At 68.3% G+C, this 13,738-nt stretch carries 13 protein-coding genes; 4 read left to right on the top strand and 9 right to left on the bottom strand.

Annotated features, from left to right (window positions below):
- Positions 1-1,641, top strand: a complete 1,641-nt coding sequence (locus OHB26_RS17600; RefSeq protein WP_330185234.1) for an FAD-binding protein — start codon at positions 1-3, stop codon at positions 1,639-1,641.
- A gap of 678 nt (positions 1,642-2,319) precedes the next feature.
- Entirely contained in the window at positions 2,320-3,540 is a 1,221-nt protein-coding gene (locus OHB26_RS17605) for an NAD(P)-dependent malic enzyme (protein WP_442942966.1), read from the top strand.
- 74 nt (positions 3,541-3,614) lie between these two features.
- On the opposite strand, the gene OHB26_RS17610 is transcribed toward OHB26_RS17605, so the two are convergent.
- Positions 3,615-4,529 carry a sterol desaturase family protein gene (locus OHB26_RS17610; protein WP_330185236.1) on the bottom strand — a complete coding sequence of 305 codons (915 nt, stop codon included), beginning with the start codon at positions 4,527-4,529 and terminating at the stop codon, positions 3,615-3,617.
- Positions 4,530-4,768: 239 nt separating this feature from the next.
- Between OHB26_RS17610 and OHB26_RS17615 the strand changes: the two genes are divergently transcribed.
- Both OHB26_RS17615 and OHB26_RS17620 read left to right on the top strand, forming a co-directional pair.
- Positions 4,769-5,935, top strand: coding sequence for a sensor histidine kinase (locus OHB26_RS17615; protein WP_330185237.1), 1,167 nt, complete (start codon positions 4,769-4,771; stop codon positions 5,933-5,935).
- A complete protein-coding gene (locus tag OHB26_RS17620; protein WP_330185238.1) occupies positions 5,932-6,621 on the top strand; it encodes a response regulator transcription factor in 690 nt (229 codons plus the stop codon). Before OHB26_RS17615 ends, OHB26_RS17620 begins: the two co-directional genes overlap by 4 nt.
- A gap of 294 nt (positions 6,622-6,915) precedes the next feature.
- Here OHB26_RS17620 and OHB26_RS17625 read toward each other — a convergent pair whose 3' ends face one another.
- The 8 genes from OHB26_RS17625 to OHB26_RS17660 form a co-directional block, all read right to left on the bottom strand.
- On the bottom strand, positions 6,916-7,242 hold the full coding sequence (locus OHB26_RS17625; protein WP_330185239.1) for a hemophore-related protein: 327 nt from the start codon (positions 7,240-7,242) through the stop codon (positions 6,916-6,918).
- A gap of 200 nt (positions 7,243-7,442) precedes the next feature.
- Positions 7,443-8,840, bottom strand: a complete 1,398-nt coding sequence (locus OHB26_RS17630; protein WP_330185240.1) for a sensor histidine kinase — start codon at positions 8,838-8,840, stop codon at positions 7,443-7,445.
- Positions 8,837-9,511, bottom strand: a complete 675-nt coding sequence (locus OHB26_RS17635; RefSeq protein ID WP_330185241.1) for a response regulator transcription factor — start codon at positions 9,509-9,511, stop codon at positions 8,837-8,839. The genes OHB26_RS17630 and OHB26_RS17635 overlap by 4 nt, the downstream gene beginning before the upstream one ends.
- Positions 9,512-9,548: 37 nt before the next feature.
- Complete coding sequence (locus OHB26_RS17640) at positions 9,549-9,971, bottom strand: CBS domain-containing protein (protein ID WP_330185682.1); 423 nt, start codon at positions 9,969-9,971, stop codon at positions 9,549-9,551.
- A 91-nt stretch (positions 9,972-10,062) separates the two neighbouring features.
- Positions 10,063-10,770 (bottom strand): ABC transporter permease, encoded by a 708-nt coding sequence (locus OHB26_RS17645; RefSeq protein ID WP_330185242.1) that lies wholly within the window; start codon positions 10,768-10,770, stop codon positions 10,063-10,065.
- A complete protein-coding gene (locus tag OHB26_RS17650) occupies positions 10,767-11,438 on the bottom strand; it encodes an ABC transporter permease (RefSeq protein ID WP_330185243.1) in 672 nt (223 codons plus the stop codon). Before OHB26_RS17650 ends, OHB26_RS17645 begins: the two co-directional genes overlap by 4 nt.
- Positions 11,435-12,586, bottom strand: coding sequence for an ABC transporter ATP-binding protein (locus tag OHB26_RS17655; RefSeq protein ID WP_330185244.1), 1,152 nt, complete (start codon positions 12,584-12,586; stop codon positions 11,435-11,437). Before OHB26_RS17655 ends, OHB26_RS17650 begins: the two co-directional genes overlap by 4 nt.
- Positions 12,587-12,599: 13 nt before the next feature.
- The gene (locus tag OHB26_RS17660; protein WP_330185683.1) at positions 12,600-13,496 is read right to left on the bottom strand and encodes an ABC transporter substrate-binding protein; all 897 of its coding nucleotides are present in this window, start codon (positions 13,494-13,496) and stop codon (positions 12,600-12,602) included.
- Positions 13,497-13,738: the final 242 nt, after the last annotated feature.

The raw sequence follows: 13,738 nt of genomic DNA on the forward strand, positions 1-13,738 counted from the left end.
ATGACCGAATTCGAGACCGATGTGCTTGTGCTGGGGGGTGGTCCGGCGGGCGCCTGGACCGCACTCGCCGCGGCGGCGGCCGGTGCTCGAGTTCTGCTGGTCGACAAGGCCCGCTGCGGATCCAGCGGCCCCACCGCACGCGCCGGGGCGACGCTCTGGAACATTCCGCCCGGGCGATTGCGCGATGAGGCGGTCGCGGAGAGCTTCGAGCACGGCGGCGGGCTCGGCGATCCGGAGTGGATGTATCGGGTGCTCGAGGAGACGCACCGGCGTGTGGCACAACTCGTGCACGGTGGTCTGCGGGCGCACGGTGACCGCGGCGGACCGCCCACCCGTATCCGGCTGGACGGGCCGAAGTATCTGGGCCGACTACGCCGCAGCATGGTGGTCGCCGGGGTGCGAATCCTGGATCACCATCCGGCATTACAGCTGCTCACCGATGCCGACGGCGTGGTCTCGGGTGCGGCGGGCGTGGCCCTGGAGGGCGAGTTCCGGAGTTGGAGTGCGCGCGCCAAAGCGGTGGTCATCGCCACCGGCGGCTGCGCTTTCCTCTCCGGTGGCGCGGGCACCGATGTGGATACCGGTGAGGGGCTGCTGATGGGTGCCGAGGCCGGGGCCGAACTCTCCGGAATGGAGTTCTCCAACGCGTATTCGCTGCTCCCGGCGGGTGTTTCGGGTCCGGCCTCGGTCTCGGGCCAGCGGCCGCCCGGCGCCTTCCCCGCCGACCAGGTCCGGCACTTCGCGACGCTGTACGACGAATCCCGTTCGGTGCTCTGCGGTGCGGGCGTCGGCTCCCGGGCGCAGGCCTTCGCCGCCATCGCCGACGGTCGCCGCGTCTTCGCCGCCCTCGACGACCTGTCCGATGCGAGCGCGGATCCGCCGCTGCTCCTGGGCGAACATGCCGAATTGCTCGGTTCCGATCGCGAAGTGCCGGTCCGACAGGGGGATTCGCGGCGGGTGCCATTGCGTGCGGTATTGGAGGGCACCGTGCGCGGGACCGGTGGGTTGTGGCTGGCCGGACCCGATTGCGCCACTACGGTTCCCGGGCTCTACGGTGCGGGCGATGTCACCACGCGCGAGCCGGTGACCGGCGCGGTCTCCGGATTCGGCGGTCAGAACGGTGCCTGGGCGGTGTCGTCGGGGGTGTGGGCGGGCCAGGCCGCGGCGCGGTTCGCCGGGACCCGTCGCAAGGTCGGCAAGACCCGTCCGGTGCCGGGGGTCGGGCTCGGTGCTCGGGCGCGCATCGATCCGCGCGCGGTGGTCGGGCTGGTGCAGGAGCACACGCTGCCGCTGCGGCGCAGCTACTGGCGCAGTGACGGCAGTCTGCGCGACAGCATCGGTGAACTGGACGGTATGTGGCCCGGGGTCGAGTTCGACCTCGGCGGTAAGGGCACCGAACGCCTGCATGCGCGGCAGGCCGCGGCGCTGCTGGCTGTGGCGCGCTGGACCAAGTACAGCGCTCTCGCTCGCACGGAGACGCGCGGAATGCACCGCCGCACCGATCACCCTGGCGTGGCGAGCGATTGGCGTGTCCGGTTGCTCACCGGTGGTCTGGACAGCGTCTGGGTGCGCCCGGAGCGCACCGCCGCACCGCGAACCATGCGCGGACCCGTCGAGAGCGCCGCACCCGAAGCCTCCTGAGCAGTCGCGATAGTAGCTGGCCAGGGCGTACACGGAAGCCGTTGCGGCAGGGTCGGCTACGGCTTCCGCGAACCACGTGCGCGGTCACCGCATTCGCGAATCGCGGCGCAATAGGCGCCGGGAATCGGTTCGGCGTCGATCTCACCGCCTTCCTGCCAATCGGGCGCGACAGCTCACGGCGGCCGAGGCGACCGTGTTGTGACAGTTCTCCGTAGTCGCGGCCGGACGTGCGAGTTTCCCTTAACCTGCGGGTGATTCGGCTCACCTAGGCTTCGTTGATGGTGAACGCGCGCGATGGGCCGGACCCGATTTGGCGCGTCGTCGACGCTACTGGCAGAATGTGACGACCCCCGGCCGCAGCCGACCGCCCGGTCCGGGGAGACTCGGTGATTACGGTCCGCGACGCGCGGATTGACTCTTGATCACCCCGGCAGCATCGCGGACCCACCCGTCCGGTTCCAGCTCGACGATCTGTGCAGCGCTGTGTTGTCTCCTCCGAGACACGCTTCCCGCGATCGGTAATACTTTGTGCGCGTTGCCACGATGTGGTGGCAAGGTTTTCGAAGTGGCCCGCGGTGATGGCCGACGCGCCCGAAAAACGAGTTCCGAAACCCCCATTACCTATTACCGAACGGTAACCGTCAAACGGTTGAGTCCGCACCGAGATGGAGTGAAATCGTGTCACCCGTGACTGAAGCAGTGAATGCCACCACGGCAAGCCCCGCGACCAATGCTGCGAACCTTTCCGACATCACCACGGAAGAAATTTTCGCGGGCCACCTGGGCGGTAAGCTCTCGGTCGCACTCACCGCCCCGCTGGACACCCAGCGCGACCTCTCGATCGCCTACACCCCGGGTGTGGCGCAGGTCTGCCGCGGCATCCACAAGGACGAGTCGCTCGCCAAGGCCTACACCTGGGCCGAGCGCCTGGTCGTGGTCGTCTCGGACGGCACCGCGGTGCTGGGCCTGGGCGATATCGGCCCGCGTGCGTCGCTGCCGGTGATGGAGGGCAAGGCGGCGCTGTTCAAGAAGTTCGCCGGCCTGGATTCGATTCCGATCGTGCTCGACACCAAGGATGTCGACGAGATCGTCGAGACCGTGATCCGCCTGCGCCCGAGCTTCGGCGCGGTCAACCTGGAGGACATCTCCGCGCCGCGCTGCTTCGAGATCGAGAAGCGTCTCGTCGAGGCCCTGGACTGCCCGGTCATGCATGACGACCAGCACGGCACCGCCATCGTGGTGCTGGCCGCCCTCAAGGGTGCGGCCGCGGTGCAGGGCCGTCCGATCGCGGATCTGAAGGTCGTGGTGTCGGGTGCGGGCGCGGCCGGTGTGGCGTGCACGAACATCCTGCTGGCCGCCGGTGTCTCCGACATCGTGGTGCTGGATTCGAAGGGCATCATCAGCAGCGATCGCGGCGACCTCAACGAGGTGAAGGCCGAACTGGCGCAGCGCAGTAACCCGCGCAAGGTCACCGGTGGCCCGGCCGAGGCGCTCGCGGGCGCCGATGTGTTCCTGGGTCTGTCCGCGGGCACCATCGCCGAGGAGCTCATCGCCTCGATGGCGCCGGAGTCCATCGTGTTCGCCATGTCGAACCCGGATCCGGAGATCCACCCGGAGGTGGCCGCCAAGTACGCCGCCATCGTGGCGACCGGGCGATCGGACTTCCCGAACCAGATCAACAATGTGCTCGCGTTCCCGGGCGTCTTCAAGGGCGCGCTGGATGTGGGCGCGCGCCGTATCACCGAGGGTATGAAGGTGGCCGCCGCCGATGCCATCTTCGCGGTGGTCGCGGATGAGCTGGCAGTGGACAGGATCATCCCCAGCCCGCTGGATCCCCGGGTGGCCCCGGCCGTCGCCGAGGCCGTGGGCGCCGCCGCCCGCGCCGAGGGCGTCGCCTGACCCGAGGCCCGAACTAGAGTTCGGCCCCCGCACCGATTCCGGTGCGGGGGTCGAATTGCTTTGTGGCACAACGCTCAGGCCGCTGCGGTGGCCCGGCCGGATTCGGTCTGCCGCGCCGAATCCCGCGGCGGCTCGGGCTGGTCGGCCGGATGCTCGGTCCAGCCGGGTGGGCCGAAAACGTAGCCCAGGCGGCCCTTCCAGGTATTCGCGCCGCGGACATCACGCACCAGGTTCATCAATTCGGCATAGTTGACCTTGATCGGGTTGTCGGTGCCGATGTTCTTGGTCAGCCCGTACCGGATGGGCTCCGATACCGCGGCGAAGCTGCCGAACATACGGTCCCAAATGATGAATACGCCACCGTAATTGGTATCCAGGTACGGCTGATTCGAGCCGTGATGGATGCGGTGATGCGCCGGGGTATTGAAGAGGAATTCGATCGGCCGCCACAGCGTGTCCACCCGCTGGGTGTGGATCGGGAACTGGTAGAGCAGGCCGATGGTCTGCAGCAGGAAGATCATCCACACCGGCAGGCCGATGAGAGCGGCTGGAATCCAGCACATTCCACGCAGCTGCGCGGCGACCGGATGCGCCCACGGCAGTCGGATCGCGGTGGAGAAATTGAAGAAGCGACTGGAGTGGTGCACGCTGTGCGAGGTCCACAGCAGCCGGATGCGGTGATCGGCGCGATGCGCCCAGTAGTAGCAGAAATCGGTCACCACCAGGCCCAGCACCCACACCCACCAGTCCTTCGGGGACAGGTGCAGTGGGGTGAGGTGCGCGACCAGCACCACCGTCGAGAACGGGATAATCTGCGCCACAAACGGTTTCACGAACCGTCCGATGGCGTACGTCGCGATGTTGGCGGCGCTGTCCCGGCCGGTCATACCGTTGGCGGGGCGGTCCGGGTCGCGCCGATCGGCGATCCACTCGACCAGCATGAGCAGCGCGAATGCCGGGACGGCGTAGATGAAGAGATCTGGAATCACACGGTCTCCTGAGCGGAAATATCTGCGCGGAAGGTATACCTCGACGGTAATGAGCGGAGCGTGACGAATCGTCGCGCCGACGGGGGATTTCGCGTCCCCCACACGGGGGATGGGCGGCTCTCCGGGTACCGTCGCGAACGATGCCGGCGGCGCCGAATCGGTGATGGTCGGCGCGATGGACCGGGTGTCACGGCGGCCCCGCCTGCCGAGTTCCGATGACGAGAGGGTGGTGCCGTGCGATGGATGTGAGCAGGGCGCTGGCCCGGCAATCGCTGCTGGTGGCGGTGGTCGCGGCGGTGGTGGACAGTCTGCAACTGGTGCTGTGCGGTGCGTTCGGGGCCGCGCCGCTGGCCGCCACGGTGCTCGCGATCGGTTTCATCGCCGCCGATCTGGCGCTCGCCGCCACACCCACCACCGGCTGGGTGGTGGGGACCGCGGTCGCGCAGGTGCTGGTGAAGGCCGGCGCCATGATCTTCGTGCACCACTACGGCACCTCGACGCGGATATCGGATGTCGGTTTCCTGGTGGCCGGGTATCGAGCGGGTGCGTGGCTGGGCGGCGCGGTGTCGGTGGCCACGGTCGCCGGTCTGATGGTCGGCTCGGTCCTGGCGAATCTCTTTGCGGCGGGCTCTGTTTCGCGGGACTGGCGGAGCCTGTTCGTCATCGCCGCGACCGGACTGGTGCCGTGGCTGGTGGGCCGGTACACCATGGCGCGCGGGGCCTATATCGCCGAAATCGAACAGCGGGAACGGCTTCGGCAACAGGAGCACCGGGCGGCGCTGGATCGGGCGCTGTCGGACGAGCGGGCGGCCATCGCCCGGGATCTGCACGATGTGATCTCACATCATGTGAGCGCCATCGGAATTCACGCCGGTGTGGCGCGAATAGCGCTGTCCCGCACCGATGCCGAGGCGGCTACCCGTTCACTCACGGCGGTGGAGTCCAGCAGCCGCTCGGCCATGGTGGATCTGCGGCGGCAATTGGATCTGCTGCACGGGCGGGACGATGACGGGCAGCGCCAGCCCGGACTCGCCGATATCGACGAATTGGTGGAGCGCGTGCGGGCGGCGGGACTCGATGTGCGCGTGGCGATCTCGGGTGAGCCGCCGGTGCTGCCGGAGTCCCTGGACGTCATGCTGCACCGGGTGGTGCAGGAGATTCTCACCAATGCGCTGCGGCATGGGCGCGAACCCGCGCGACTGGAGATCGGGTACCGGCCGACCCGGGTGGAGATTCGTGAGACCAACCCGATCGCCACCGCCCCGGCGCCCGGCGCGGGAGTGCGACGCGGACTGGACGGCATTCGGCGGCGGGTGGAGCTGTTCGGCGGCACCGTTGACTCCGGTCCGGATCGGACCGGAAGTCGTTGGGACATAGTGGTTTCGGTGCCGATCGGCGCGGCATGACCGGCCTGGATATCGAGGAGGATCGCATGGCGGGCACGGCACCGGTTCGGATATTGATCGCCGACGATCACACCATGTTCCGGTCCGGACTGCGTGCGGTGGTGGATGGGCAGCCCGATCTGGAATGTGTGGCCGAGGTGGGGGACGGCCGCGCGGCCATCGAGGCGGCGGCCCGGCTGCGGCCGGACGTGGCGATCCTCGACGTGCGTATGCCCAAACTGGACGGGTTGGCCGCCATGGAAGCCATTGTGGCGGCGGGTGGTACCCGGGTGCTGGTGCTCACCACCTACGACAGTGAGGCGAATCTGTCCCGGGCGCTGGCGGCCGGAGCCAGTGGGTTCCTGCTCAAGAGCCTGCCACCGGAGGATCTGGTGGCGGCCATTCGGGTCGCGGTACGCGGTGACGCGGTCATCGACCCATCCATGACTCGAAGGCTCGCAACACGTTTCGCGGCGGATCTGGCCCCACCCGCCGAGCCCCCGGAACTCGCGCAGTTGACCGCCCGCGAGCGTGAAGTCCTACTGCTCGTCGCCGATGCTCGAAGCAACTATGAGATCGCCGCGGAATTGGGCGTCGGTGAGGAGACGGTGAAGACCCACGTCTCGCGCATCCTCGCCAAACTCGGTGTGCGCGACCGCATTCACGCGGTGGTGTACGCCTACCGCAATGGGCTGGTTCGCGAGTGAACAGTGGGGCGGCCGGGGCGGCCGCACGCCGCGCGGCCCGGCGGACGGCGATTGGCGGGCATCGACTCGCTGAGTCGATGCCCGCCAATCGGTTTCCGTATGCGCCGCGCCGCGAGGGCAATCGCGTGCTGACCGGTGAACAGGGCGAGGAAGTGTTCACCGGGACGACGCGCACGGTGGTCGCCGAGATTCGGTGCGGACTGTCACTCCCGTGGCGCGTCGGGATGAACGGGGGTGGCGCGCCAGGATGCTGGGGCCGGTCTCCCCGGATGCGGGGCGGCCTCACGCCGGAAACTACTTGTGGCAGTTGGCGCGGTAGTCGCGGACGGCCTGGCGGGCGTCCTTGATGGCCTGGGCGTCCTGCGGATGCGAGGACTTGTACGACTGCCATTCGGCCCGGCGCTGATCCTTGGGCAGCGTCTTGATCTTGGCGAATTCGGCCGCGGCGTCCGGGTGGCCCGAAAGGTATGCCTGCACTTTGGATTTGGCGTCGGCCCGGGCCGCGCTCAGAGCCGCCGGGCTGCAATCGGGTCCATCGGCCGAGGCGACGCCGGGCACCGCCAGGGCGATGGCGGCGAATCCGGCCGCACCGGCGAGAACGGCGGCAATGCTGCGCTTCATACCCACTCCTTCGTGACGACGATCTGTCCCCACCGAATCTGCCTCCGCCACCTGAAGATCCCCTGAATCCGGGGACCATCTTCAGGCGATCTTCAGCTGCCGCGGTGGCTCCCGGCCGAAAGCGCGCCGGGATGACGGGGTGGTGTCCCGGCAAGACGGGGCGGTGTCCCGGGATGTCGGAGGCGGCAGCCCCGCGGCTTTCAGGAGGCGTGGGGAAGCCGCAACAGGAAGGTTGCTCCGGACTCGCCGGGTTCGGGATCTACGCAGGTCAGATCGCCGCCATGGGCGCGGGCAAGGCCGCGGGCGATCGGGAGCCCCAGGCCGGAGCCATCGGCTCGGTGGTCGCGGGCGGTGTCGAGGCGGACCAGGCGGTCGAAGACGCGTTCGCGGTCCCGCGGGGCAATGCCGGGACCGGTGTCGGCGACCGATAGCTCCGCGAACGCGTCGGCGGCGCGGAGGCGGACGGTGATGGTGGGGCCGGTGGGCGCTGCCGCACCACCGGGCGGAACGGGTGTCGCACCGACCGGATCCGCGTTCATCGCCTGACAGGCGTTGTTCAGCAGGTTGGCCAGGATCTGGGTCACGCGTTCCGGGTCGGCCTCGACCGTGAGGGGACCGCCTTCGAGGCGGAAGTCCATGTGCGGGTGCAGCATTCGCATCCGGTCGAGTTGGGCGGCGGCCAGGTCGTACAGGTCGGTCGGCGCGCGGCGCAGGTGCAGGCCGGCGTCGATGCGCGCCAGGTCGAGGAGGTCGTCGATGAGACGGCCTGCCCGGTGCGCCTCGCGGACCAGCAGCAGGTGCATGCGCTGGCGGTCTTCGGGATCGGCGTCGGCGGGTTGCTGAATCACCGCTTCGGCGAGCGCGCGGATACCCGCCACCGGCGTGCGGAGTTCGTGTGCGGCATCGCCGACGAAGGTGCGGATGCGCTGTTCGGAGGCGCGGGCGCGGGCCTCGGCGGCGGTGGTGTCGTGCAGCGCGCCCTCGAGGGTGTCCAGCATTTCGTCGAATGCCGCTGCGGTGCGGCCCAATTCGGTATCGGTGCGGGACGGTTCGAGGCGGCGGCCGAGCTGGCCGCGGGCGATCTCGCGGGCCAGTCGGGTCATGGCGTCCAGGGGTGCCAGGGCGCGCGGGATGCCGAACCAGAGTCCGGTCGCGATCACCGCGATGGCGCTCGCGGTGGCGATGCCGAGCAGGAAGCCCAGGCGCTGCTGGACCCGGGAGAGCAGCGGGGTGTCGATCTGCAGCGTCAGCCGGGCATCGTTCAGCTGGCCGCCGCCGGTGAGCCGCGCCGTCCGGGACTTGACCGTGGTGTCGTCGGCGTTCTTGCGGGTCAGGCTGCCGAAGGTGCGCCCGTCCGGCAGTACCAGCCGGGCTCGTACGGATTTGGTATCCACCCGGGCGATCAACTCGTCCGGTGAAACACCTTCCTGGGTGAGACTTTTCGCCAGTTGTACGCGATCGGTGAGTACCGCGTTCTCACTGCGATTCACCACCAGTCCGAACAACGCGTGCACCGTGATCGCGACCGCGATCAGCACCACGCCGGAGACGACGGTGGTGGTGAGGGTGACCCGGCGGCGCAGCGATACCGTCTTCACCGATCGCCCACCCGCAGGGTGTAGCCGAGCCCGCGCACGGTGTGCAGCAGGCGCTCCCCGTGCTCCTCGAGCTTGCGCCGCACCGCGCTCACATTCACCTCGACCAGGTTCGGATCGTAATTGTCGTAACCCCATACGGCGGTGAGGATTTGGGTTTTGGTGACCACCCGGTCCCGATGCCCGGCCAAATAGGTGAGCAGTTTGAATTCGGTGGCGGTGAGTGAGATGTCGGCGTCCCCGCGCCGCACACTGCCGGAGTCCACATCGATCACCAGGTCCGCCACCGTGATTCGCGCCCGTGCCCGTCCCATGCGCCGCAGCAGCGCGTCCACCCGCGCCACCACCTCGGCGAGGTCGAAGGGTTTCACCACATAGTCGTCGGATCCGGCGCGCAATCCGCGTACCCGATCCTCGACCCCGTCCCGCGCGGTCAGCATCAACACCCCCGACGCCGAGCGTGCCCGTACCGCCTCGAGCAGTGCGAAGCCGTCCCGGCCCGGCAGCATCACATCGAGCACGACCACATCGGGCCGGAACCGCGCCAGATCCTGTTCCAGGCGCGCTCCATCCGCGCGCCCGAGCACCTCGTGACCGACGGCGGTCAGCCCCGAGGCGACGGCGGCGCGAATGGCTTCGGCGTCTTCTATGACAAGGATTCGTCCCGGTTGCACCGGGTCATTCTGCGACCGGCGGCTGAGAAACGGCTGACTAATGCGGTACCGAGACCGCCGCCACGAATTCGGCGAGCTGCTTATCGCTGACGTTCTTGGCCAGATCCGATTCGCAGATCATGCCGATGAGTCGCTTTCCGCCCTTGACGTCGATGACCGGCAGTCGCTTGATCTGGTTCCGCTCCATCATCTCCAAGACCGCGGAGACGTCGGTCTCGGCGTCGACCCAGCGGGGTGTGCCCTGGGCGAGGTCGCCGCATCGCACGCGGGAGGGGTCATGGCCCTCGGCAATGCAGCGCACGACGATGTCACGATCGGTGAGCATGCCTATCAAGCGGTCGTTATTGCAGATCGGAAGGGCGCCGACATCCATATTGCGCATCATTTGCGCGGCGCGATCGAGGGTTTCGTCCGCCGGAACACACTCCGCCGTGCGGTGCATGATGTCGCGGGCTTTCATGGCTTTCACGCAGACCTCCTACTGAGTGGATGGTGCTTCGGGCCACCTGTCATCGTGGCCCAGATCACAGTGGAGGTCAATGCGCGGTCGGTCAGCTGACCGGTTGTGCGGCCCGCGTGACGGGTGGGGGAGTGCGGCGCAGGCGGCCCGCGCCGGGGGCGGAGAGCCAGACCGCGAAGGCCAGTACGGCATCCAGGGCGAGGGCCAGCGCGGCCACCAGAATCGCTCCGACCAGTACGCGATCGTATTTGTAAAGGCCGATGCCGTCGAAGATGTAGCGGCCGAGGCCGCCGAGGTTCACGTACGCGGCGATGGTGGCGGTGGCGACCACCTGCAGGGTCGCGGCGCGCAGGCCGGTGAGGATTACCGGTAGCGCGTTGGGGAGTTCGACCCGGAACAGGACCTGGCGTTCCTTCATACCCATGGCGCGGGAGGCGTCCACGACGCCGGGATCGACATTGGCGATACCGGCGTAGGTCCCCGCCAGCAGGGGCGGAATGCCGACGGTGACCAGCGCCAGGATCGGGGGGAACAGGCCCAGGCCCATGAGCAGCACCACGAAGGTCAGGACGCCCAGGGTCGGCAGGGCGCGCATGGCATTGGCGAAGCCGACGATCGCCGCCGCGCCGCGGTGCGAGTGCCCGACCAGCAGGCCGATGGGCAGGGCGATGACGGCGGAGAGGCCGATGGCCAGCAGGCTGTACCACAGGTGTTGGGCGATACGGGTTTCGATTCCGGTCGGCCCGCCCCAGTTCGCGCCGTCGGAGAGGTAGTGCCAGGCGTCGAGGAAAAGGTTCATACCGCAATGCCTTTCGCCCGGCGGCGGCGTAGGCCGCCGGTTCGCAGCCACGGGGTGGCGAGTCGCCCGAGCAGGTACAGCAGTCGGTCCATGACCAGGGCGAGCACCAGCACCACGATGATGCCCGCGATGATCTCGTCCGGATAGTCGCGCTGATAGCCCTGGGTGAAGAGTTTGCCGAGCCCACCGACGCCGATCAGCGCGCCGACCGTGACCATGGAGATATTGGTGACGGCCACCACGCGCAGGTTGGCGATGAAAACCGGTAGGGCGAGCGGGAAGTCGACGGTGAGGGTGCGGCGCAGCCGGGTGTAGCCGATGGCATCGGCGGCGTCGAGCACCTGCGCGGGCACCGAATCCAGGGCGGCGGGGACCGCGGTGACCAGCAATGCCACCGAGTAGATGGTCAGTGCGATAACGACATTCAGCGGATCGATGACGGCGATACCGAGCAGCGGCGGAATGATGACGAACAGCGCCAGCGACGGAATCGTGTAGGCGATGCCCGCGGCGGTGGTGGTGATGCGGCGCAGCCAGCGGGCCCGATGTGCGATGGCTCCGGCGGGTATGGCGATGACCAGACCGATGAGCAGCGGCAGCAGCGCCAGGTACAGGTGGGTGCGGGCGTATCCGGCGATCTCCGTGAAATTGTCCAGGAGATACCTCAATTGACCGACTCCTCCTCGAAGAAGGCGCGGTTGCGCTCGGCATCCTCGGCGGCGCGCTGGCGCGAGAGTTGTTCCAGCACATCCTTGGCCAGAATGGCCCCGCGCACCGCGCCCGAATCCTCGATCGCCACACCGATTTCCGACGGTGAGGAGATGGCGGCGTCGAGGGCCTGGCGCAGATCGCCGTTCGGCGGATACAGCGAGCCGCCCGCCGCCACATTGTTCGCGAGCGGCCGGCCGGCGCGCACGCCCTCCACGCCGGTGGTGTCGATCCAGCCGACCGGTCGCCGGTCGGCGTCGATGACGAGTCGCCATTCGCCCTTGCGCAGGCGTACCCCGGTGACCTCCTCGGGGGTGATGGTGGCGAGTTCGCGCAGCGGCACCTCGGCGGCGCTGCGGAAGGAGAGTTCGCGATAGCCGCGATCGCGGCCGACGAATCCGGCCACGAAATCGGTTGCGGGCTGGGCGAGTACGCGCTGTGGTTCGTCGTACTGCTGGAGTTTTCCGCCCGCGCCGAAGACGGCGACGCGGTCGCCGAGTTTGATGGCCTCGTCGATATCGTGCGTGACGAAGACGATGGTCTTGTGCAGTTCGGCTTGCAGCCGTCGCATCTCGGCCTGTAGTTCGGTGCGCACCACCGGGTCGACGGCGCTGAACGGCTCATCCATCAGCAGGATGGGCGGATCGGCGGCCAGGGCGCGGGCCACTCCGACGCGCTGCTGCTGTCCGCCCGAGAGCTGTGCCGGATACCGCTGGGCCAGTGCGCGATCCAGGCCGACCCGATCCAATACCTCGAACGCGGCTGCCCGGGCCGCGCGGCGGGATTCGCCGCGCAGCACCGGGACGGTCGCCACATTGTCGAGTACGGTGCGGTGCGGCAGCAGCCCGGCATTCTGGATGACGTAGCCGATGCCGAGCCGCAGCTGCACCGGGTCGAGTGTCGAAATATCTTGTCCGGCAACGGTGATGGTGCCGGTGCTGGGGGTGATCATACGGTTGATCATTCGCATGGCGGTGGTCTTGCCGCCGCCGGATGGACCGACGAACACGGTGAACGATCCGGATTCGATGCGCAGGTCGAAATCGTGGACGGCGACCGTACCGCCCGGGTAGGTCTTGCTGACGCCGCTGAATTCGATATCGGACACCGTATTTCCCCTCCTAGCCGATCTGCTTGTCGAGCCCCTGCGCCTGCACCCACGCCTTCGCCGCGGCGGCGGGTTCGGTCTTGGCGCTGCCCGAGACGGCGGTATTGAGTGAGATCAGTTCGGCGGTGGTGAGTTTCGCCGAGACCGCGTTGAGCACGGCGACCAGCTTGTCGCTCTTCTTGGCGGTATTGAACAGCGGCACCACATTCTGCGCGGCGAAGTTGTGCTGCGGATCCGCCAGGGCCACCAGGTTATTGGCGGCGATGGCGGGCGAGGTGGTGAAGATATCGGCGGCGGTCACCTGGCCGTCGGTGAGTGCGCGCACGGTGGCCGGGCCGCCGCCGTCGGCGATGGGCACGAACTTGGCGGCCGCGATATCGAGGTTGTAGACCTTCTTCAGACCGGGCAGACCGCCTGGGCGCTCGGCGAATTCGGCCGGTGCGGCAAAGCTGACCTCAGCCGAGTGCGGGGCCAGATCGGCGATGGTCTTCAGATTCCACTTGTCGGCGGTGGCCTTGGTGACCACGACCGCGTCGGAGTCCTCACCGGGCGCGGGGGTGGCGATGCCGAGCTGATCCCCCAGCGCCTTGGTGAGCGCGGCATTCACATCGGCGGGGGAGGTGGCGGTGGCGGATTTGTCCAGATACTGGAGCAGGTTGCCGGTGTAGTCCGGGATCAGGCTGATGGCGCACTGTCGCAGCGCGGGCACATACGCCTCGCGGCTGCCGATATTGAGTTTGGTGGTGATCTGGAAGCCGTTGGCGCGCAGTGCTTCCGCGTACACATCGGCGACGGTCTCGGATTCGGGGAAGTTGGCGGAGCCGACGGTGAGGCTGTCGGTGCCGCCACCGCAGTCGCTCTTACCGCCGAGTGGATTGTCGGAATTACCGCCGCATGCGGAGGCGGCCATGGCGGCCGCCAGCGCTACCGCTGCGGCGAGGATGCGTAGTACGGTGCGGGCGGTGCGCCTGCCGTCGGCGCGCGTGGTGATGAGCGAATGCACTGTAGTCCTTCCGAGCGGGGGCATGCGGGTTTCCCGGCGCGCGGTGGCTTCGGGAGAACCGACTTGATTGTCCATACTGCCCGGTTTGCCCCGAGAACGTTGCCTACACCGGGTTGGTTTTGCGGGTGTTGCGCGGCGCACGAGTGCCC

The organism is Nocardia sp. NBC_01503, assembly GCF_036327755.1.
Lineage (GTDB): Bacteria > Actinomycetota > Actinomycetes > Mycobacteriales > Mycobacteriaceae > Nocardia.